Below are 20,374 nucleotides of genomic sequence, written 5' to 3' on the forward strand. Positions count from 1 at the left end.
AAAGCCTTTGCGCGCCCTGTTAAAGCCTTTGCGCGCCCTGTTAAAGCCTTTGCGCGCCCTGTTAAAGCCTTTGCGCGCCCTGTTAAAGCCTTTGCGCGCCCCGCCAAAGCCTTTGCGCGCCCTGCCAAAGCCTTTGCGCGCCCTGCCAAAGCCTTTGCGCGCCCCGCCAAAGCCTTTGCGCGCCCTGCCAAAGCCTTTGCGCGCCCTGCCAAAGCCTCTGCGCGCCCTGCCAAAGCCTCTGCGCGCCCTGCCAAAGCCTCTGCGCGCCCGCGCGGCACCGCGCGGCGCCAAGGTAGACGGCTGCGCCACGTGCCGGTGCGGGCGGCGCAGGGTGCTATACTACGAAGGTAGCCCCGGTTTAGCGTATCTTCGACACCGCTGCGTATGCCCCTCGCCCACTACACCGCCGCCTTCGCCACGTTGCGCGCCGACGCCAAGCCCTACTGGCCAGAGGCGGCACTGCATCGCGCGCCATACAAGCCTCTTCTGCTCATGGCGGTCATGGATCTGATCGCGCAGCAGGTCATCAACGCCAACGTGATTCGACTCAACGCCGACCTGATGGACGCCTTTGATCTGTACTGGGTGCGGGTTGTCGGCGGCGATCGCGAGAGCAACCCGGTGATGCCCTTCAATCACATGCGCAGCGAGGGCTTCTGGCATCTGGTCGACGCGAGCGGGGAGGAGCCGGATCTGCACGGCGTAGACCGCAACGAGATTTTCCGGCGGATCAAGAGCCATGCACTTGGAGCGAGGATCGACGACGAGCTGTACCAGCTGCTCCAGACGACGGAGAGTCGCGATGAGCTTCGCCGCGTGCTGATCGAGACCTACTTCACGCCGGATGCGCGCCCGACCATCGTCGAGGTTAGCCATATCACGACCAGCTCATTTGCCTACAGCCGCGATCTGCTGAACCGCTCGCGGGGCCGCTTCACGCTTCAGGATGCCCCGACAGATGCCGACACCTATGTTGCCGAGGCGCGCTCAGCGGGATTTCGGCGCGTGGTGGCCTCAGCCTACAACCACACCTGCGCGATGTGCCACGTCCGAATCGTGACGCCCGAGGGTCGCACGGCGATCGCGGCGGCGCATATTGTGCCCTGGAGCCACAGCCACAACGACGACCCGCGCAACGGGATGGCGCTCTGCGGGCTTCACCACTGGGTCTTCGACCAGGGGCTGATCGCCGTCACGCCCGCGTACACGCTGCAGGTCTCGCCGATCCTCCGGCTCGACGCGCAGCGCGCCGAGGCGATCCTGGCGCTGGACGGGCGCGAGATTGTGATGCCGCGCGAGCGCGCCCTCTGGCCGGCGCGGGCAGCGCTGCGCTGGCACATGAGTAGCATCTACCGAGCGACAAGCCCCTACCCGCTGCTATAGGCCAGCGACAAGCCGCTCCAGCTCACGCTCGCGCTCGGTCAGCTCAAGGCCGAGGATCTGCTTGATCGCGCTGGCCGTCAGGCTGATGCTGTCGCGGGTCTTGCTCATCTTGCCGCGCACCATCGCCCGGCCCTCCCAGAGCGACGTGTTCGCGCGCGACCAGTCCACATCGCCCAGGGCCGTAAGCCGTTCCTTCCAGTCGGCGGGGTGCGCGGTGATCAGCGCGTTGCCTGCCATGCCGATCGCCAGCAGCGTGACGGTGTGTGAGTGGATGTATGCCTGCCGCAGGGCTGACGCCGTCGTCTCGCGGCCGATGATCTGCCGCCACTCGGGCACGATCTCGCCGAGCGACTGCCAGAACTGGAAGGCCAGCGCGACGCGATCATCGCCCAGCACATCGCCCGCCCCGACGCCGAGCAGCGCCTGGGTCGCCTGATAGATCGCGCTCAGCGTGAAGAGCGCGGTCGAGCGGTTCGAGATCGTCGTCTTCTCAATCTCGGTCAAGCCCTGAAAGAGCGGAAGCTCATCGACAAGCTGGCGCACGAGCGCCGCGAGGTCGCCCCGGTCCTGGAGCACCCGCTTTGACATGGTGGGCCGGGCGTGGCTGGGATGAAGATCGCGATAGAGCGCTGCCGCCCGGCGCAGCTCGGGGTCGGGGATGAGCATAAGCGGGACAGAGTCGTCGGCCAGGGCGCTGTGCTCGGCGAGGGTCGCCTGAATCGCCGCCCGGCGGTGCTGGCCGTCGCGGACGATCAGGCGCGCCTCGATTGAGATCCGCAGCCGACCAATCTCCGGCTGCTCCGGCGCAAGCGGCTCAAACAGAAGATCTCCATCGACGCTGGCGATGAGCGGGGGCATGACATAGTCGGCTGGATGTGCAGCGAGGTACTGCCCCCAGCGCGTGACGCTGGCCGGGTCGAGCGTCTGCGCGCGACGGATTGACGCCGGAACTTCAGCCTCATCGAAGAGCAGCATGCGCGGGATGAGCCGCAGCGGGCACTGGATCAGGTAGTAGTGATGCTCGCCCTGGCGGATGCGCAGCGCGGGGAAGGTGTAGGCGCCGGTGTTCAATGAAACCATCGTATGATGCTCAGGGCAGGCTATCGGAATCAGTTCATGGGAGCCAGGCGATTGTAGCACAGGCGACCAAACGCCACGCCCTCCAGCTCGCGGACTACTTCGGGGTGACGGTGGACCAGCTTGCGCGGGATGAGCAGGAGATCCCATAGCGGCTACGCCGCCGCGATCATCGCCCGCAGCTCGGCGGCGCGGCGGGCGACGATCGCGATCGCGGCATCGACCTGCGCGGCGTCGTTGCTGCGCCCCAGGCCGAAGCGCAGCGAGCGGTGGGCGCGCTCCTCGCCGAAGCCCAGGGCGCTGATCACGTGCGATGGCTCGACCGAGGCGCTGGTGCAGGCCGAGCCGGTGGCCACGGCCAGATCTTTGAGGCCAGCGATGAAGGCGCGGCTCTCGACGCCGGGGATGTAGATGTTCAGGTTGTGCGGCAGGCGCTCGCTGGGGTGGCCGTTGAGCGCGACCCCTGCGATGCGCTGCTGCAAGCCGGCGAAGAGCTGCGCGGTCCGTGCTCGCAGCTGGGCCGCCTGCTGCTTCATCTCGCGCCGGGCGATCTCCGCCGCCGCGCCAAGGCCGACGATCCCCGGCACATTGAGCGTGCCCGAGCGCATGCCGCGCTCGTGGCCGCCGCCGTAGATCTGCGGGGCCACGCGCACGCGCGGGCCGCTGCGCCGCACATAGAGCGCGCCGACGCCCTTGGGGCCGTACATCTTGTGCGCCGAGAGCGAGAGCAGGTCGATCTGCATCTGCTGCACGTCGAGCGGCACATACCCCGCCGCCTGGGTGGCGTCGGTGTGGAAGAGCACGCCGTGGTCGCGGGCGATCTGGCCGATCGCGGCCAGCGGGGCCAGCGTGCCGATCTCGTTGTTGGCGGCCATGATCGAGATCAGCACCGTCTGCGGGGTGATCGCCGCGCGCAGCTCGTCCAGGTCGATCTGGCCGTACTGGTCAACGCCCAGGTAGCTCACCCGCCTGCCCTGCGCCTCCAGGCGCTTCGCCGCATCGAGGATGGCCTTGTGCTCGGTGACACAGGTGATGATATGGTCGCCCCTGTCGGCGTAGCGCTCGGCCACCCCGAAGAGGGCCAGGTTATCGGACTCGGTGGCCCCGCTGGTGAAGATGATCTCGTCGGGGCGGGCGCCGACCAGCGCGGCAACCTGGGCGCGGGCCTGCTCGACGGCATGGCTGGCCTGGTAGCCGAACTCGTGGTCCTTGCTGGCCGCGTTGCCGAAGACCTCGGTGAAGAAGGGCAGCATGGCCGCTAGCACGCGCGGCTCAACCGGCGTGGTGGCGTGGTGGTCCATGTAGATCGGCGTGGTAGGCATGATGGCACCTCATGAGACAAGGTTCAAAATCTCTCAGTGGTGCGTGATTTCACGGCGTTTTCAGTCTACATCCAGCGGCTTCGTTGTGCCCGCCCGAAATTCGCGCAGAGCTTCATCTGCGAGCGCATTGAGGGTATCGGCACTCCTCGCAAAAAGCGTATTCCAGCGATGCTCGGCCTTCAGCTCGGAGATGATCCAGGCGGCGAACAGCTTTTGATCTTCAGGCGCAAGCTTTGCTGCCTCGCTAAACGCTGCTTCGAGTGTCGTCGTCATAGCACACGCCTCCTCCGCATGTGCCGCTCGTCCTATACGTAGTATACACCTGCCTCCTGCCTCCTGCCTCCTGCCGATTACCCCTCCCCCGCCGCCAGGGCGCAGAGGTCGGGCAGGGACTTGGCGCGCTGGTAGAGCAGCAGGACGCCGCGGTTCATGTGGGCGTGGAGCTGGGCGTCGAAGACGTCGCCGTAGGCGGGCAGCTGGTCGGCCAGGCAGCGCTGGCGCAGCATGGCGATGATCAGGGCGTCGTAGCGGCCTGCCAACGCCGTTTCAGCTGCGCGCATGGCGCACGGCACCTCTTGCACATGCGTGCTATAATCAAAGCGCATCTGTATCAGATCTCGCGGGGGAGGGCGTAGCCATGGACGCGCTGATCAAGGTCGAGCCCGATATTCAGCAGAAGCTGGCCATCCTCGGCGCAGAGGCCGCCGAGGAGCAGACGGACGCGCCCGCCACCCAGAGCATCCAGCGGGGCATCCGCCACGAGACGGGATTCATCTACGGCGCCCAGAAGACGGGCGGCGGCACCGCCCGCCTGTTCAAGGTGCTCCAGACGAACGCCTGCCGGTTCTCCTGCCCCTACTGCTTCACGTCATGCGCGATCAAGCGCCAGCGGACGACCTTCAAGCCCGATGAGCTGGCGACGACCTTCATCTCGCTCAGCCAGCAGCGGCGGGTCGACGGGCTGTTCCTCTCCTCGGGGATCGTGCCCGACGCCGACACGACCATGGAGAAGATGCTCGGCACGGTCGAGCGCCTGCGGCTGAAAGAGGGCTACGCCGGCTACATCCACCTCAAGCTCATCCCCGGCGCCTCGCGCGACCTGATCGCGCGCGCGGTCGAGCTGGCCGATCGCGTCAGCCTGAACCTGGAGGCGCCCAGCCAGGCCCGGCTCAGCGAGCTGGCCCCCGACAAGGAGTTCGCCGGCGATATGTGGGGGCGCATGGCCTGGGCCGCCGAGCTGATCCGCCGGGCGCGGGCCGAGGGCCGCCCGGCCGCGCGCAGCCTGACAACGCAGTTTGTCGTCGGCGCCGCCGGCGAGAGCGACTGCGAGCTGCTTGAGACCGTCCAGCGCGCCCACAGGGAGCTCGGCCTCTGGCGGGCCTACTTCTCGGCATTCAAGCCGATCGACCGATCGCCCTTCTCCGACCAGCCCGCCGAGGACCCGGCCCGCGCCCTGCGGCTCTACCAGTCCGACTTTATGCTGCGCGACTACGGCTTCCGCTATGACGAGCTGCCCTTCGACGCCGACGGGCTGCTGCCGCGCGATAGGACGCCCAAGCAGGTCTGGGCCGAGCGCAACCTGCACGATCCGGTCGAGCTGAACCGGGCCTCGCGCAGCGCCCTGCTGCGCGTCCCCGGCATCGGCCCCAAGAGCGCCGACAAGATCATCGCCGCCCGCCGCGAGGCTAGGCTGCGCGACATGAGTCAGCTCAAGGCGCTTGGCGTGACCACAAGCTGGGCCGCGCCCTATGTGCTGCTCGACGGGCGCGCGTCGGCGGTGCAGCTGCGGCTGTGGTAGGCTACGCGAGAGTGACACGAGAAAGCCCATGATGCTACCTATCAACCTCACCATCGACGCGGCCCGCCGCTTCATCCTCGGCAAGCAGGGCCTGTGGCCCGGCCGCCGCTGGCGCGGCGTCGCGGGCGCCGAGCAGGCCATGCGCGCGATCGAGTACCTGCAGCTCGACCCGCTGCAGATCATCGCGCGCAGCCACGACATCACGCTGCACAGCCGAGTCCTCGACTACGCGCCGGGCATGTGGGAGGATCTGGCCTACCAGCAGCGCAAGTTCTTCGACTGGGGCGGCTGGCTGGCCGCCCGGCCGATGGACGAGCTGCCGCACTGGCGCGTGGTCATGCGCCGCGAGCGGGATGGCGAGCCTGGCCGCGACTCGCGCATCCAGACGATGGGCCGCGACCACGCCGAGGCGATCGTTGAGATGCGCGACATCCTGCGCGAGCGCGGCACGGTGAGCAACCGCGACTTCAAGATGGCGACGCGCACGCGCACCCAGAGCTATCGCGGACGCAAGGACAGCGCGCTGGCCCTGTACTACATGTGGCGCACCGGCGAGGTGATGACCCACCACCGCGAGAACTTCGAGCGCGTCTACGCGCTCACGGAGGCGGTCGCGCCCGCCCATCTCATCCGCGAGAGCGACGAGGCCGAGGCCGACCGCTTCCTGATCACGAAGGACGTCAGCTTCTCCGGCCTGTCGCGGCTGAGCCGATCAAGCGACGCGTTCTTTCGCGGCGTCTCATTCGGCAGCGCGAAGCAGCGCATCGCGGAGCTGCTGTCCGACGGCGAGCTGATCGCGGTGCAGGTCGAGGGCTGGAAGGCGCTGCACTACGCGCTCGGCAGCGACGCTGAGGCGCTGCACGAGGTGAGCGCCGGGCGCGTGCCGCAGGCATGGGCGCCGCTGGAGATACCCACGACGGAGGAGGTCGTCTTCCTCGCGCCGCTCGATCAGGTCAGCGCGCGCGGGCGGGCCAAGGTGCTGTTTGGCTTCGACTACATCTGGGAGGTCTACAAGCCCGCGGAGAAGCGCACCTTCGGCTACTACACCCTGCCGGTGCTGTGGGGCGACCGGCTGGTCGCGCGGTTCGACAGCAAGCTCGACCGGGCGACCGGCACCTTCGTCGTCCTGGGCCTGTGGCTGGAGGATGCGGCCCTCGGCGACGACCCTGCGTTCGCCGAGGCGCTGGCGCGCGGGTTCGCGCGGTTCGTGGCCTTCCTCGGCGCGAGCGGGCTGGACGCGACGGCGATCCGCGAGCCGCTGCTGCGCGAGCGGGCAGACGCTCTATGCGCATCCTAAATCGCCTCAGGCCTTCCAGCGCAGGTCGCGCTCGGACTCGATCTTGGCCTCGTCCAGCTCCATGCCCATGAGGACATGATGAAAGGAGTCTCTTATGGCACGTACTGTCTCGACATTTCTGATGTTCGAAGGGGCCGCCGAGGAGGCGATCAATCTGTACGTCTCTCTCTTCAAGGGCTCTTCGATCACCCAGATCGATCGCTACGGCCCGGGGGAGGGTGGGGCGGAGGGCAGCGTGCGAAAGGCGGACCTCATCCTGGGCGGGCATAGCGTAATGTGTATCGACAGCCCGCAGAAGCACGCCTTCAGCTTCACGCCGTCGATCTCGCTCTTCGTCGAATGTGAGGGCGAGGACGAGCTGAGCAGAGCCTTCGAGGCACTCTCGGCGGGCGGCGAGGTGCTCATGCCGCTCGACAACTACGGGTTCAGCCAGAGGTTCGGCTGGCTCAACGACCGCTTTGGGGTCTCCTGGCAGCTCAATCTGAGCTAAGCGCCACGCCCATGCCCGGCGATGCCGGCACCGTGATCATCCCAGCATTGGCAACAGCTCTGCGCGGACTCCGCCCCTGGTCGGATAGGCGCCGGCGAACGCTCGTGCTATAGTGACGCAGCATCATGCGGCCCACAAGCGATCTATAGAGGAGCGCACCGTGATCCAGGAGTATATCGAGATCCGCGGCGCCCGCGAGAACAACCTCAAGGAGGTGTCGCTGCGCATCCCCAAGCGCAAGATCACCATCTTCACCGGCGTGTCCGGCTCCGGCAAGTCCTCGATCGTCTTCGACACGATCGCCAGCGAGGCCCAGCGCCTGCTGAACGAGAACTTCAGCATGTTCGTCCGCAACTTCCTGCCGCGCTTCGCCCAGCCCGACGCCGACGCGATCGAGAACCTGAGCATGGCGATCGTGGTCGACCAGAAGCGCATGGGCGGCGGGTCGCACTCGACTATGGGCACGATCACCGATATCTACACCGTCCTGCGCATGCTCTTCTCGCGCGTCGGTCGTCCCCACATCGGCAACTACAACCTCTTCTCGTTCAACGACCCGCAGGGCATGTGCCCCGAGTGCAGCGGGATCGGCCGCAAGATCGGCGTGGATATGCGCCGCTTCCTCGACACATCCCGCTCGCTGAACCAGGGCGCCATCCTCTTCCCCGACTACGCCGTCGGCAGCTGGGACTGGAGCATCTGCACGCAGTCCGGGCTGTTCGACAATGACAAGCGGCTGGACGACTACTCCGAGCAGGAGATGGAGCGGCTGCTGCGCGGCGAGCCCTACAAGGTGAAGACCGAGGTCGCGGGCAAGCCGATCAACCTCACCTTCGAGGGCGTCATCAACAAGTTCAGCCGCAAGTACATCACGCGCGACCTGAAGACCCTCTCGGAGCGCACCCAGAAGGCCGTCGAGCCCTACCTGACCCTCGGGCCGTGCCCGCTCTGCAAGGGCGCGCGCCTGAGCCAGGCGGCCCTGAGCTGCACCATCAACGGCCACACCATCGCCGAGCTCGCGGCCATGGAGGTCGGCGCGCTGATCGGGGTGATCCGCGAGATCGACGACCCCTCGGTGGCGCCGACAGTCGCCACGCTCGCCGAGCGCCTCCAGCACCTGGTCGACATCGGCCTGGAGTACCTCAGCCTCGACCGCGAGACCGACACCCTCTCCGGCGGCGAGTCGCAGCGGGTCAAGATCGTCAAGCACCTGAGCAGCAGCCTGGTGGATGTGATGTACATCTTCGACGAGCCGAGCGTGGGCCTGCACCCGCGCGACGTGCATCGCATGAACGAGCTGCTCTTGAAGCTGCGCGACAAGGGCAACACGGTGATCGTGGTCGAGCACGACCCCGACGTGATCAGGGCGGCCGACCACATCGTCGATGTCGGGCCGCTCGCCGGCAGCGGCGGCGGCACGGTCGTCTACGAGGGCAGCTTCGCGGGGCTGCTCCAGTCCGACACGATCACCGGCCGGCACATGCAGAAGTCGCACCCGATCAAGGCGCATGCCCGCGCCGCCAAGGGCCAGATCGCGATCACCAACGCCTGCGCGAACAACCTCCAGCACGTCAGCGTCGACATCCCGGTGGGCGTGCTCACGGTGGTGACGGGCGTGGCCGGCTCGGGCAAGAGCTCGCTGATCAACCAGGAGTTCCTGCGCCAGCACCCCGAGGCGGTGGTGATCGACCAGGCCGCCGTGGGGACCTCGACCCGCTCGAACCCGGCGACCTACACCGGGATCATGGACGACGTGCGCAAGGCCTTCGCGGCCGCCAATAAGGTCAGCCCCTCGCTGTTCAGCTTCAACTCGAAGGGCGCCTGCGAGACATGTCAGGGCCTGGGGGTGATCTACACCGACCTGGCATTTATGAGCGGCGTCAAGACGCCCTGCGAGGCCTGCGAGGGCCGGCGCTTTAAGGACGAGGTGCTCGGCTACACCCTAGACGGCAGGTCGATCAGCGACGTGCTGGCCATGAGCGTCCAGCAGGCGCTCGACTTCTTCACGCTCAAGGAGGTCGTACGCAAGCTGCGGGCCATGCGCGATGTGGGGCTGGGCTACCTGAGCCTGGGGCAACCGCTGAGCACCCTCTCGGGCGGCGAGTGCCAGCGGATCAAGCTGGCCAGCGAGCTGCACAAGAAGGGCAGCATCTATGTGATGGACGAGCCGACCACCGGGCTGCACATGTCGGACATCGGCCACCTGCTTGAGGTGATCGACCGGCTTGTCGACAGCGGCAACACGGTGGTGGTGATCGAGCACAACCTGGATGTGATCAGGAACGCCGACTGGATCATCGACATGGGGCCAGAGGGCGGCAGCAAGGGCGGGCGGGTGATGTTTACGGGGACGCCTCGGCAGCTGGTGGGGGCCGAGGGCTCGCTCACCGGTGCCTACATGGCCGAGGCCTAACGAGATTAAAAGAGAACCCAGATGCGCAAGAGGGACGCGGCGCGCTGCGTCCCTACGCCGCGTACACGAGGGCCGCGATCAGCGCCTGGGCGTAGGCCGTCTCGGCGTCGGGGCCGTCGAAGCTGCGGGGCTGGCCGCCGAGCGCGATGGCGCAGCGGTAGCCGAGGGCGGTGCGGGACAGGCCCAGCGGCGCGTCGGGGGCGAGCAGCCCGGCCAGGGCCTCGCGCAGCTGGCCCTCGGAGGGCATCCACATCGCCTCCGCCAGCATCACATAGTCGAGCGCCCACTCGGCGCTGGTCTGGAAGGCCACCACCGGCATGCCGTTGTAGCGCTGCACCAGCGCCGGGAGCGGGCTCACCACAAACACCTGGCCGTCCATGTCGTGCCCCGGCAGGGCGAAGACATCGCGCTCGGCGGGCCGCCACTCCAGGCCGGCCTCGCGCAGCTGGCGGGCCATCTCCAGGCTGATCATCGCTGTCGCTCCTTGTCCAGGCGGCGCCGCGGCGGGTGCGATACAATGCGGCCGGCGTCGATGAATTGTAGCACGGGCAGACAGGATGCACCTGCGCAGCGTGACCATGCGCGCGATCGCGCCGGCGGACATGACGCTACCCCCGGTGATCAACTCACCACCCCACCGCCCGCGAGGCTTGACTATACTTGCGCTGGCTCAGCCCGCACGGCCCCGGAAATGATACCAGCTGGAATTGAGCAAGCCGCATACGCGCCGCCTCTAGAGCGCGTTAGAACGCCATGCACGGCAATCTGCAATCCAAAATCTGCAATCTGAAATGGTATGAGAGGAGCCGGACGATGCCGCGCACGATGCCGACCCAGCCCGCCAGGCCCGACTACAGCGACCGCTACAGCTCGCCGGACTTCGCCGTCCACGAGCACGGCCAGTGCGACGACGGGAGCTTCATCCGCTCCTACGTGCCCGCGCGCCCGTACCGCGACACCGACGGCCGCATGAAGGCGGTCGTCTACCTGCACGGCTTCTGCCTGGGCGCCGCCGAGATCTACCAGAGCCACCTCGTCCACCTGGCCCGGCAGGGCTACCACGTCTTCTTCCCCAGCTACCAGCGCGGCTTCTGCCGCTACGGCGACAGCCTGCCGACGACGATGGGCGACCTGACCCAGGCGCTGTTCCGCCCCTTCCCGATCAGCCCGCGGGGCTGGCTCGGCAGCGCGATCGCCAGCGTGGCCGGCGCCTACGGGCGGGCGCAGCTGACGGACGCCCCGGTCGACACCTACCTGTTCGGCCACTCGCTCGGCGGCCTGTTCGCGCTGAGCTGGCCGGCCTACGCGGTCGAGAAGGTGCCCGCCGGGCTCATGCCCAGGCAGGTGATCGCGGCCAACCCCATCCCCGACTCGGAGTCGCTCATCCCGACGCCGATCCGCATCACCGGCAGGATCATCGGCGCCTACGCCGACCGGGTGGACATCATCGAGACCGGCGGCGCGCTGCGGGTGCCCGTGGCCATCCTGCACGGCGCGGGCGACATCCTGGTGCCGCCGAAGGCATGGGAGCGGCCCCTCGGCGCGATCGCCTCGGCGGAGAAGCGCCTCTACCTATCGCAGAGCGACTCCCACGGCGCGCCGCCCCTCGTCGCCGACCACATCCAGGCCGGGGTGGACACCAGCTTCATCCCCGACGTGATGGCCATGATGTCGGTGGGCGGGGTGGCCCGCGAGGACAACCTCAACTGGCGCTATATCTGGCACGCCCTCGACCAGGTGATCCGCTACGGCGCCCGCGCCGACCAGCTCCAGTTCGACATGGGCGCATGGTCCGACGGCGTGCCGGTCAAGCCGGTGATCTAGGGCACTTTCAGCGCAGGGGTTAGGAGTTGGGAGTCGGGGGTTGGGCGCTGAGCAGGATCGCATCAGAGCCCATGCCCGACACAAGCAATGCTAATGGCAGGGCGCCTCCCGCACCGCGCACAGGCCAAACAACGGGCATTCCACACGCCACCGCATCAAATTCAGCCCCGTGTCGGCCCGCCGGGGCGGCCCATCCCCGGCGGGGGCACCGTAGGGCCGAAGCATGCGCACCCCATGCATGTGCAACACGCAGATTCATCCGGTGCGAATGCTTCGGCCCTACAGGGGGCGGCCATCCCCTATGCGGGAGGTTCATCGGTATCATGTGGCAGCCGCGCCCGCAGGCATCAGAACGTCCGGCTCCACTCGCTGGGCCAGCGCTCGACCACCACCTTCGTCTCAGTGTAGAACTCGACGCCGTGCCGCCCCTGGGCGTGCAGGTCGCCGAAGAAGCTCTCGTTCCAGCCCGAGAAGGGGAAGTAGGCCATGGGCGCGGGCACGGCGATGTTGACGCCGATGTTGCCGGCCCGCGCCTCGACGCGGAACTTGCGCGCCGCCGCGCCCGAGCTGGTGAAGATGCAGGCCATGTTGCCGTAGCGGTTGCTGTTCACCATGGCGATCGCCTCGTCCACGCTCTCGGAGTGCATCAGGCTGAGCACCGGGCCGAAGATCTCGGTGCGGGCCAGCTCGCCGCCGGGGGCCACGTGGTCGAGGATGGTCGGCGCGACGAAGGAGCCGGCGGCGTAGCCCGCCACCGCGCGGCCGCGCCCGTCCACCAGCAGCTCGGCGCCCTCCTGCCTGCCCAGGCCGATCAGCTGCTCGATCCGCTCGCGGCTCTGCTGCGAGATCACCGGCCCCATCTCCACGCCCGCGTCGAGGCCGTAGCCCACCTTGCGGCTGCTGGCGATGTCGGCGATCCGCTCGACGAACTCCTGGCGGGCCGAGCCGACGGTGACGGCCACCGAGGCGGCCAGGCAGCGCTGGCCCGCGCAGCCGAAGGCCGAGTCGGCCAGGATCTTGGCGGCCATGTCCATGTCGGCGTCGGGCAGGATGATCACTGGGTTCTTGGCCCCGCCCTGACACTGCGCGCGCTTGCCGTTGGCCGTCGCCCGGCTGTAGATGTACTTCGCCACCGGCGTGCTGCCCACAAAGCTGATCGCCCGGATGTCCGGGTGGTCGAGGATGGCGTCCACCGTCTCCTTGCCGCCATTCACCAGCTGGACGACGCCCTGCGGCAGGCCGATCTGGTCGATCAGATCGAAGAGCTTCTGGCTGCTCAGCGGCACCTTCTCGCTCGGCTTGAGGATGAAGCAGTTCCCGCAGGCGATCGCGTAGGGCAGGTACCAGAGCGGGATCATGAAGGGGAAGTTGAAGGGCGTGACCGCGGCCACCACGCCGACCGGCTGGCGGAACATGTGCTCGTCGATCCCGCGGGCGATGTCCTCGTTGTTGTAGCCCTGGATCAGCGAGGGGATGCCCGCCGCGACCTCGATGTTCTCGATGCCGCGCTGGATCTCGGCCCGCGACTCGGCGAGGGTCTTGCCGCACTCCTCGGTGATCGTGCGCGCGATGTCGTCGATGTTGGCCTCGATCAGGGCCTTCAGCTTGAACAGCGGCTGGATGCGATCGCCCGCCGGCACGCGCCGCCACGCGCGGAGGGCCGTCATGGCGGCCTCGGCGGCGGCGGCAACCTCGGCGGCCGGGCTCAGCGGCACCTCGGCCAGTGTCTCGGCGGTGGCCGGGTTGACCACCGGCAGCGCCTCGGCGTCGGCCGCGCGCCAGGCCCCGGCGATGTAGTTGTTCAGGCGGACGATGGCGGTCATGGGTAGGCTCCTTGCGATAGAGTTGGGGCGCAGCAGCGCGGCGCTGCTGCGCCCTTACGAAGTGCGGGCGAGAGCCGCGCTCACGCGGCGCGGGCGATAGCGGCCAGGGCCTGGAGCTGCACGCGGGTGCCGAGGGCGATCAGCATGCTGCCGGGGGCCAGCACCGTCTGCACGCCGGGGCTGATGTCCACCCGGTCGCCGGGCGGCCCCACGGCCAGCACGGTGACGCCGAACCGCGAGCGCAGGTTGGCCGTGCCGAGGGTCTGCCCGGCCAGGGGCGAGCCGGGGTCGAGCATGACCTGGTCGATCAGCAGCTCCAGCCCGCTGGCGTGCATCACCTCGTCGAGGAAGTCGGCCACGCCGGGCCGCGAGATCAGGGCGGCCATGCGCCGGCCGCAGATGCGGTAGGGCAGAATCACCCGCGTGGCCCCGGCGCGCAGCAGCTTGTCCTCCGACTCGTCGAAGTTGGCCCGGGCCACGATCACCATGTCCGGCCGCATGCTGCGCGCCGTCAGCACGATGAAGACATTCTCGGCGTCCGAGTTCGCCGTGGAGACCAGGCTGCCGGCCCGCGCGATCCCCGCCGACTCCAGGTCCTCCTCGTTGGCCGCGTTGCCCCGCAGGGCCAGGTAGCCCTTGTGGCGGACATGCTCGACCTTCGCCTCGTTCATGTCGAGCACCACGAAGGGCAGCCCCTGGGCGTGCAGCTCGTCGGCGACGTGCCGGCCGATCCGCCCGTAGCCGCAGATGATCGTGTGCTCGCTGAGCTGCTCCACCATGTGCTGGCGCCTCCGCTGGTCTAGGTACTCCTGCCACTCGCCCGAGAGGATGAACTCGGCCGCCCCGCTCAGGGTGAAGGCCACCAGGCCCGCGCCCGCCCCGATCAGCCCGATGGTGAACAGCCGGCCGGCCGGGGTCAGCGGGTTGATCTCGCCGAAGCCCACCGTGCTGACGGTGATCACCACCATGTAGAGAGCGTCGATCCAGCTCATGCCCTCGATCAGGGCGTAGCCGGCGGTGCCCACCAGCAGCAGCAGGGTCAGCGCCCCCACCGAGAAGAATAGCCGCTGTAGCGCCCGTCGCTGTACGCTCTCCTCCACGCGCCCCTCAAGCTCATTGCAGATTGGTGATTGCAGATTGCAGATTGCATTCTACAGCATTTCGCAATCTGCAATCACCAATCTGCAATAGCTATATACACCGCACGGGCGGCGAGAAGGTTGTGCCATCTGCGCTGTCCAGATCTCCCACCCGGCCCTGGTACCTTCGTCCACACAAAGATCCCACCAGAGTCTGCGCTCCCCCGCGAACGATCCCGCCCGCCTGTCCGGTCTACTACACAAGATAGGCCACACCGTAGAGGTTACGCGGGAATGCAGGCATCAGCATCAGCATGTCACCCTGAGCGCAGCGAGGGGTCCCGGCCGGGGTTCTTCGCTGCGCTCAGCATGACGCGATATCCCACAGCGCCACTTCTGCGGTAGTGCCAACACAGGTTCCCTTCATAGCAGCGGAGAAACGCAGATGAGCAGAGGTAACAGCACAGAGGACGCCCGCGGGGATCAGTCGGCCAGCCTGCGCGACCTGGAGCGGCTCTGGGGCGGCGCGGGGCAGGGCATCGTCGCCGATGAGGCGCTGCGGGAGCACTATCTGGCGTCCGGATGCCCCCTACCGCCGCCGCCGCCGCCCCCCGCGAGCGAGTCTATCTGGCACCAGCCGCCATGCGCCTGAGAGGAGGGGGGCATGCCTGCGCGTCTCTGGCTCCTGCTCCTCGCCCTGCTCCTGGCCGGCTGCGCGCCCGCCGCGCCCGCCGCGCCGGCCCGCCAGATCCAGCTCGTCGCCGACCCCGCGCCCATCCTGGCCGCCCTGCCGCCCGATGTGGCCGCGGGCGACGTGGCCGCCCCGCCCGCGCCCGTCGACCCGGTTGTCCTGGCCGCCTGGGGCGACCCCGCCGCCGCCTGGCGCGACATGGCCCGCCAGGCCGCCGCCCTCGACGGGCTAGATGAGGCGGGCGTGCGGGCCGAGCTCGCCGCCCTCGACGCGGCCATGAGCGACGGGCTGGCCCTCGCCGACCTCGCCCGCGCCGAGGGGCATGCCATCGCCGACGAGGCCGTGCTGGCCGAGGTGGCCGCCCGCCAGATCGCCCGCGCCCACCCGCTGCGCGCCGACGCCGCCCGCGACGCCGCCCCGACCGCCGCCTGGGCCGGCTGCTGGCGCGGCGACGCGAGCGCCCCCGCCGTCGTCGCCGGCCGGCTGCTCGGCGCGGCCCTCGCCGACGCCCTCGCCGCCCAGGAGCCGACGAACGACGCCCCCGCCGCAGCAGTGCGGCAAGGGCGCTAGGGGGGCGGCGATGCGCTCGACGCTAGGGCAGCGGGCCGGTGGGGATGTCCTCGGGCAGCAGATCCACCAGCCCCCACACCCAATAGGTGCCGGCGTGGCCCACCCCGGCCACGTACACCCGGTTCGGGTCGTAGGAGGGGTCGTCGGTCGGGTAGCACCACAGCAGGTTCTCGCGGTGGCCCATGTGCGACGACAGCCACTGATCCACGATCTGCGCCGGGGCGCCGCCGCCGCCGATGTTCTCCATCACCCCGGTCGGGTAGCCGTAGGGCGCGTACCAGTCCATCATCGCGTGCTGGTAGTAGTTGTTGGCCCACATGTACTCGGCCCATGCCTGCACGCCCGCCATCACGTGCGCCTCGGCCACCACCGCGGGGCAGCCCACCTTGGCCCGCTCGATGTTCACCAGCCGGATCACCTCGGCGGCGTCCTGGCTCGGCGTCGGCGTGGGCGTGACCGGCGTGGGAGTGACCGGCGTGGGCGTGACCGGCGTCGGAGTGACACTCCCGGCGCTTCCGGTGCAGGTCGGGCAGACCACCAGCGGCAGGTAGACCTTCTGGGTCGCATTCAGCTCGGCGGCGCGGGCGCGCAGCCCCAGGCTCGTCAGCACGACCAGGGCGACCAGGGCGGACAGGGTGAACAGCGTACGGTGGTTCATCAGTGTGCTCCTGCGATGTGGGCGGTTCCGCTTCTATCCTACCGGCGGTCGTTACCGCTGGGCTCGCATCCGGCGAGGAATCGCAGTATACACTGTATCGTGTAACTTGTCATCCGTCCTGCGACGGATTGTGTTCGTGGGTTGGCCCAAGGAGCCGGTATGACTCATCTTCGCCCGCAACGCCCCCTGTTCACCCTCCTGCTCGCCCTGCTGCTCGGGCTCGTCGGGCCATTCGCCCCGCGCCCGGCCCCCGCCCTGGCCCAGGTCGCCGCCGGCAGCGGCTTCGCCAGCGCCGTGCCCTGCCTCAGTGGTGCGCCGACCTTCGCCACCACCAGCATGGCCAACACCATCCTCAACACCACCGCGATCTTGGACGCCACCGACCCGGCCCTGCTCCAGATCACCGCAACATCGAGCGCCAAACTGGTCGGGATCGGCGCCAGCGACATCTACGGCACGAACAGCCCCGTCGTCAACGGGATCGGCGCCACCTACGGCCTGGCCTACGACGACGGCAGCATCAGCGGCATCCGCCGCATCTTCGCCGCCGCCTACCTCAAGCGCAGCGTCGGCCTCGGCAGCGCCGGGCCGGGTGCGATCTACGAGTACCGCTTCGCCACCGGTACCTACTCGCCGTCACCGGCCGCCGTCGTGCCCAACGTCGGCAGCCCAAACCGCCCCGCAACCAATGTGAACGACACCGGCATGACCGATCAGGTGGGGAAGGTCGGCCTCGGCGACCTGGAGGTCTCCCCCGATGGGCGCACGCTCTACGCGATGAACCTGAACCTGCGCCGGATCGAGCGCTACGACATCAGCGGCGGCGCGCTGGTGCCCCTATCGCCCCTGGACATCCCCTTCGGCCTGATCAGCAGCGACCCGGCGGTGCAGGCCGACCTGCGCCCCTTCGCCCTCGGCTTCTACCCGCTGGCGACGCTCAGCGCGACCAGCGGGCCGAGCCTGGTGGTCGGCCTGGTCGACTCGGGCGAGCGCAGCATCCACAAGAACAACAGCCCGCCCTGGGTCGCCCCCACCGCCTACGTGCTCGGCAAGAACACCGGATCCGCCCCAGGCGCCGGCTGGGGGGTCGCCGTGGCCCAGAACCTCAGAGCGCCCACCCTCTTCAACCGCTTGATCTCTCCCCCGACCACCTACATGCCCGGACCTGGAAGCAGCCTCGCCCAGATAGGCCCGTGGAACCCCTGGGGCCCCGTGAGCATTGTGGGGCTCTCGCGGTCGGACGGCGCGGTGCGCTTCCCCCAGCCAATGCTCACCGACATCACCTTCAGCCAGGACGGGCAGACCATGTTCCTCGGCCTGCGCGACCGTACCGGCGACCAGTACTTCACAATAGCTCCGCCGGCCGGGGATCTGATGTCGCTGGCCCAGGGCGACGTGCTGACCTACAAGCTCAGCGGCGGAGCCTGGTGGCTCCAGGGCGACGGAAAAGGCGACCTCTTCGATGACAACACCCACGCCTATCCAGGTGCGCCCACCGCGCTTGGAGCCCACGTCGAGAACTTCATGGGCGCGGCGGCGATCAGCCTGAGCGGCACGGGGCCGAACAACTTCAGCGAGCAGCTGATGGCCACCTCACTGCTGGGCGCCAACAGCCGCGGCACCCGCACCTACGCCAGCAGCGGCGGCGGGATCGTCAACCAGCAGAGGATCGACATCAGCGCGGGCAACCCGTTGAGCGGCAAGGCCGCCACCCTCGGCGATGTCGAGGTGCTCTGCAGCTACGCCCTCGTCGGCGGGCGGCTCTGGCAGGACAACGACGCCGACGGCGTGCAGGACGCCGGCGAGCCGGGCATCCCGAACGTGAGGATGGAGCTGTTCCGCAACCAGGGCAGCGGGGCGAGCGGGGCGCTGGCCCCGCCGATCGCCAGCCTGACCACCGACGCGCAGGGGCGCTACCTGTTCGCCGCCCCGCCGAACACGCCGGTCAACATCCGCATCGCCGCCAGCAGCCGGGCCACCCTGTTCACGCAGGGCTGGCGCCTCACCGACCCGAACGTCGGCGGGAACGATGCGACCGATAGCGATGCGAGCAACGTAGACGGCTACATCGAGCTGGAGGGGCAGCGCTACGGCAAGGTCGAGGGCGGGCTCACCGGCATGGCCATGCCGGTGCCGCTGAACCGCGCCGACCAGCGCACCCATGACATCGGCCTGACCCGCGTGGCCGCGGTCGGCACTATCGGCGACCGGGTCTGGGACGACCTCGACCACGACGGCGTGCAGGACACTGGCGAGCCGGGCCACGCCGGGCTCGCCGTCACCCTCACCGCCGACCCGAGCAACGCCGCCATCCTGCCGGCGGGCTATGTCCAGACAACGACGACGGACAGCAGCGGCAGATACCTCTTCAAGGACCTGCCGCCGGGGCGCTACCGGGTGACCTTCGCCACGCCGCCGGCCCCCTTCAGCGCCACGCTGCGCGACCGGGGCGGCAGCGACGCGGCCGACAGCGACGCCGACGCCAGCACCGGCTACGCCACGCCCTACGTGACCATCCTCGCGCCGCCGAACCACGTCAACACCACCCTCGACCTGGGGCTGTTCGGCGGCGTGCCGGACGTGTGGGTGACCAAGAGCGGCCCGGCTCAGGCGCTCGTCGGCGGCACCTTCAGCTACACCCTGGACTACGGCAACGCCGGGGCGCTGGCGGCCGCCGGGGTGCAGCTCCGCGACACCCTGCCCGCCGGGCTGAGCTACGTGTCGGCCAGCCCGGCCCCGAGCAGCGTCAGCGGGCAGGTGCTCACCTGGAACCTGGGCAGTCTGATCGCCGGGCAGGTCGGCGCGATCACCCTGACCGTGCGCGCCCCGGCCAGCATCGGCGCGGCCACCAGCCAGCCAGTCACCAACACGGCCAGCATCACCACCACCAGCCCGAACGACCCAACGGGCAACAACAGCAGCTCCAGCAGCGGCACCCTGGTGCGGCCCGAGGTGAGCATCGTCAAGAGCGGGCCAGCGACGGCCCTGGTGGGCGACGAGTACAGCTACACGCTGGCCTACGCCAACAGCGGCAGCTTCGCCGCCGCCACGGTGCAGATCGCCGACACCCTGCCGGCGGGCGTGGCCCTCACCCGCTTCATCCAGAACCCCGGCGGCGCGTGTAGCTACACGGCGGCTAGCCGGCGGGTGAGTTGCACCTTCGCCAGCCTCGCGGCCGGGGCCAGCGGCAGCGTGGTCTTCGCGGCCAAGGCCGACGTGAGCGCCGCCGCCAGCGTGGCCAACACGGCCACGATCGCCACCGCCACCACCGGCGACGACCCGGCCAACAACAGCTCCACCGCGACGACGACCGTGCAGTTCCCCAACCCCGGCGTGGGGGCCAGCATCAGCCCGTCGCCCTTCCCGGTGGGCGCCAGCGGCAGCATCACGGCGACCTACCGCAACACCGGCACCGGCGTGGCCCGCAGCAGCAGCCTGAGCATGAGCATCCCGTCCGGCGTCACGCTGGGCAGCCTGCCGAGCGGCTGCGCCTACAGCGCCGGCCCGCGCACCCTCACCTGCCCGCTGGGCGACCTCGCATCGGGCGCGAGCGGCAGCCGGGTGATCCCGGTCAGCCTGCCGGCGACCTTCGCCGCCGACCGGCTCGACGTGACGGCGACGATCGCCACGACCACGCCGGAGCGCCCGGCCGACCAGGGCGACAACACGGCCACGGCCAGCGTCAGCGTGGTGCGGCCCAACGTCTTCGTGACCGCCGCCGGCCCGGCCAGCATCGTCGGCCAGGGCAGCGCCTTCTGGTACACGGTGAACTACGGCAACCAGTACCGGGCCAACCCGAGCCTGACCCGCACCGCCGAGGGGGTGGTGCTGACGGCGACCCTGCCGGGCGATGTGACCTTCGTGAGCGCCGATGTCGCGCCGAGCAGCGTGAGCGGGCAGACTCTCAGCTGGGACCTGGGCACGCTGGCTCCCAACGCGGGCGGGCAGA

The 20,374-nt window shown here is 69.1% G+C and carries 17 protein-coding genes; 9 read left to right on the forward strand and 8 right to left on the reverse strand.

Going from position 1 to position 20,374, the window contains the following annotated elements:
* Positions 1 to 384 precede the first annotated feature (384 nt).
* Positions 385 to 1,383, forward strand: a complete 999-nt coding sequence (locus K2Z83_RS21515; RefSeq protein WP_220597243.1) for an HNH endonuclease — start codon at positions 385 to 387, stop codon at positions 1,381 to 1,383.
* Here the strand turns inward: K2Z83_RS21515 and dndB are convergent.
* The 4 genes from dndB to K2Z83_RS21535 all read right to left on the reverse strand — a co-directional run bounded on the left by dndB (position 1,378) and on the right by K2Z83_RS21535 (position 4,342).
* A complete protein-coding gene (gene dndB / locus K2Z83_RS21520; protein WP_220597244.1) occupies positions 1,378 to 2,463 on the reverse strand; it encodes a DNA sulfur modification protein DndB in 1,086 nt (361 codons plus the stop codon). The two genes, K2Z83_RS21515 and dndB, sit on opposite strands and share 6 nt — an antisense overlap.
* A 152-nt stretch (positions 2,464 to 2,615) precedes the next feature.
* Entirely contained in the window at positions 2,616 to 3,782 is a 1,167-nt protein-coding gene (locus K2Z83_RS21525) for a cysteine desulfurase family protein (protein ID WP_220597245.1), read from the reverse strand.
* Between the two features lie 60 nt (positions 3,783 to 3,842).
* Complete coding sequence (locus K2Z83_RS21530) at positions 3,843 to 4,055, reverse strand: hypothetical protein (protein ID WP_220597246.1); 213 nt, start codon at positions 4,053 to 4,055, stop codon at positions 3,843 to 3,845.
* Positions 4,056 to 4,132: 77 nt separating this feature from the next.
* The gene (locus tag K2Z83_RS21535; RefSeq protein WP_220597247.1) at positions 4,133 to 4,342 is read right to left on the reverse strand and encodes a DndE family protein; all 210 of its coding nucleotides are present in this window, start codon (positions 4,340 to 4,342) and stop codon (positions 4,133 to 4,135) included.
* Between the two features lie 77 nt (positions 4,343 to 4,419).
* On the opposite strand from K2Z83_RS21535, the gene K2Z83_RS21540 reads away from it, so the two are divergent.
* The 4 genes from K2Z83_RS21540 (at position 4,420) to K2Z83_RS30120 (ending at position 9,780) form a co-directional block, all read left to right on the forward strand.
* Positions 4,420 to 5,580, forward strand: a complete 1,161-nt coding sequence (locus K2Z83_RS21540; RefSeq protein WP_220597248.1) for a radical SAM protein — start codon at positions 4,420 to 4,422, stop codon at positions 5,578 to 5,580.
* A gap of 28 nt (positions 5,581 to 5,608) precedes the next feature.
* On the forward strand, positions 5,609 to 6,877 hold the full coding sequence (locus K2Z83_RS21545) for a winged helix-turn-helix domain-containing protein (protein WP_220597249.1): 1,269 nt from the start codon (positions 5,609 to 5,611) through the stop codon (positions 6,875 to 6,877).
* A 94-nt stretch (positions 6,878 to 6,971) separates the two neighbouring features.
* Complete coding sequence (locus tag K2Z83_RS21550) at positions 6,972 to 7,367, forward strand: VOC family protein (protein ID WP_220597250.1); 396 nt, start codon at positions 6,972 to 6,974, stop codon at positions 7,365 to 7,367.
* Between the two features lie 160 nt (positions 7,368 to 7,527).
* Complete coding sequence (locus K2Z83_RS30120) at positions 7,528 to 9,780, forward strand: excinuclease ABC subunit UvrA (protein ID WP_220597251.1); 2,253 nt, start codon at positions 7,528 to 7,530, stop codon at positions 9,778 to 9,780.
* Positions 9,781 to 9,832: 52 nt separating this feature from the next.
* Here the strand turns inward: K2Z83_RS30120 and K2Z83_RS21560 are convergent, their stop codons facing one another.
* Complete coding sequence (locus K2Z83_RS21560; RefSeq protein WP_220597252.1) at positions 9,833 to 10,252, reverse strand: hypothetical protein; 420 nt, start codon at positions 10,250 to 10,252, stop codon at positions 9,833 to 9,835.
* Between the two features lie 341 nt (positions 10,253 to 10,593).
* Here K2Z83_RS21560 and K2Z83_RS21565 point away from each other — a divergent pair, with 341 nt between their 5' ends.
* A complete protein-coding gene (locus K2Z83_RS21565; RefSeq protein WP_220597253.1) occupies positions 10,594 to 11,604 on the forward strand; it encodes an alpha/beta hydrolase in 1,011 nt (336 codons plus the stop codon).
* A gap of 347 nt (positions 11,605 to 11,951) precedes the next feature.
* Here the strand turns inward: K2Z83_RS21565 and K2Z83_RS21570 are convergent, their stop codons facing one another.
* Both K2Z83_RS21570 and K2Z83_RS21575 read right to left on the reverse strand, forming a co-directional pair.
* The gene (locus K2Z83_RS21570) at positions 11,952 to 13,427 is read right to left on the reverse strand and encodes a CoA-acylating methylmalonate-semialdehyde dehydrogenase (RefSeq protein ID WP_220597254.1); all 1,476 of its coding nucleotides are present in this window, start codon (positions 13,425 to 13,427) and stop codon (positions 11,952 to 11,954) included.
* Positions 13,428 to 13,507: 80 nt separating this feature from the next.
* Positions 13,508 to 14,527 (reverse strand): potassium channel protein, encoded by a 1,020-nt coding sequence (locus K2Z83_RS21575; RefSeq protein ID WP_220597255.1) that lies wholly within the window; start codon positions 14,525 to 14,527, stop codon positions 13,508 to 13,510.
* Between the two features lie 424 nt (positions 14,528 to 14,951).
* Here K2Z83_RS21575 and K2Z83_RS21580 point away from each other — a divergent pair, with 424 nt between their 5' ends.
* Positions 14,952 to 15,158 (forward strand): hypothetical protein, encoded by a 207-nt coding sequence (locus K2Z83_RS21580; protein WP_220597256.1) that lies wholly within the window; start codon positions 14,952 to 14,954, stop codon positions 15,156 to 15,158.
* Between the two features lie 12 nt (positions 15,159 to 15,170).
* Complete coding sequence (locus K2Z83_RS21585) at positions 15,171 to 15,767, forward strand: hypothetical protein (protein WP_220597257.1); 597 nt, start codon at positions 15,171 to 15,173, stop codon at positions 15,765 to 15,767.
* A 22-nt stretch (positions 15,768 to 15,789) separates the two neighbouring features.
* On the opposite strand, the gene K2Z83_RS21590 is transcribed toward K2Z83_RS21585, so the two are convergent.
* Complete coding sequence (locus K2Z83_RS21590; protein WP_220597258.1) at positions 15,790 to 16,425, reverse strand: CAP domain-containing protein; 636 nt, start codon at positions 16,423 to 16,425, stop codon at positions 15,790 to 15,792.
* 159 nt (positions 16,426 to 16,584) lie between these two features.
* Between K2Z83_RS21590 and K2Z83_RS21595 the strand changes: the two genes are divergently transcribed.
* Positions 16,585 to 20,374, forward strand: a 3,790-nt coding sequence (locus tag K2Z83_RS21595; RefSeq protein ID WP_220597259.1) for an SdrD B-like domain-containing protein, incomplete at its 3' end; no start/stop codon positions are given.

It is taken from the genome of Oscillochloris sp. ZM17-4 (genome assembly GCF_019599295.1).
Lineage (GTDB): Bacteria > Chloroflexota > Chloroflexia > Chloroflexales > Chloroflexaceae > Oscillochloris.

Excerpts from the sequence above, each read along its gene's own strand:
- K2Z83_RS21515 (WP_220597243.1), top strand. The coding sequence starts at position 385 with ATGCCCCTCGCCCACTACACCGCCGCCTTCGCCACGTTGCGCGCCGAC.
- dndB (WP_220597244.1), bottom strand. The coding sequence starts at position 2,463 with ATGGTTTCATTGAACACCGGCGCCTACACCTTCCCCGCGCTGCGCATC.
- K2Z83_RS21525 (WP_220597245.1), bottom strand. The coding sequence starts at position 3,782 with ATGCCTACCACGCCGATCTACATGGACCACCACGCCACCACGCCGGTT.
- K2Z83_RS21530 (WP_220597246.1), bottom strand. The coding sequence starts at position 4,055 with ATGACGACGACACTCGAAGCAGCGTTTAGCGAGGCAGCAAAGCTTGCG.
- K2Z83_RS21535 (WP_220597247.1), bottom strand. The coding sequence starts at position 4,342 with ATGCGCGCAGCTGAAACGGCGTTGGCAGGCCGCTACGACGCCCTGATC.
- K2Z83_RS21540 (WP_220597248.1), top strand. The coding sequence starts at position 4,420 with ATGGACGCGCTGATCAAGGTCGAGCCCGATATTCAGCAGAAGCTGGCC.
- K2Z83_RS21545 (WP_220597249.1), top strand. The coding sequence starts at position 5,609 with ATGATGCTACCTATCAACCTCACCATCGACGCGGCCCGCCGCTTCATC.
- K2Z83_RS21550 (WP_220597250.1), top strand. The coding sequence starts at position 6,972 with ATGGCACGTACTGTCTCGACATTTCTGATGTTCGAAGGGGCCGCCGAG.
- K2Z83_RS21560 (WP_220597252.1), bottom strand. The coding sequence starts at position 10,252 with ATGATCAGCCTGGAGATGGCCCGCCAGCTGCGCGAGGCCGGCCTGGAG.
- K2Z83_RS21565 (WP_220597253.1), top strand. The coding sequence starts at position 10,594 with ATGCCGCGCACGATGCCGACCCAGCCCGCCAGGCCCGACTACAGCGAC.
- K2Z83_RS21570 (WP_220597254.1), bottom strand. The coding sequence starts at position 13,427 with ATGACCGCCATCGTCCGCCTGAACAACTACATCGCCGGGGCCTGGCGC.
- K2Z83_RS21580 (WP_220597256.1), top strand. The coding sequence starts at position 14,952 with ATGAGCAGAGGTAACAGCACAGAGGACGCCCGCGGGGATCAGTCGGCC.
- K2Z83_RS21585 (WP_220597257.1), top strand. The coding sequence starts at position 15,171 with ATGCCTGCGCGTCTCTGGCTCCTGCTCCTCGCCCTGCTCCTGGCCGGC.
- K2Z83_RS21590 (WP_220597258.1), bottom strand. The coding sequence starts at position 16,425 with ATGAACCACCGTACGCTGTTCACCCTGTCCGCCCTGGTCGCCCTGGTC.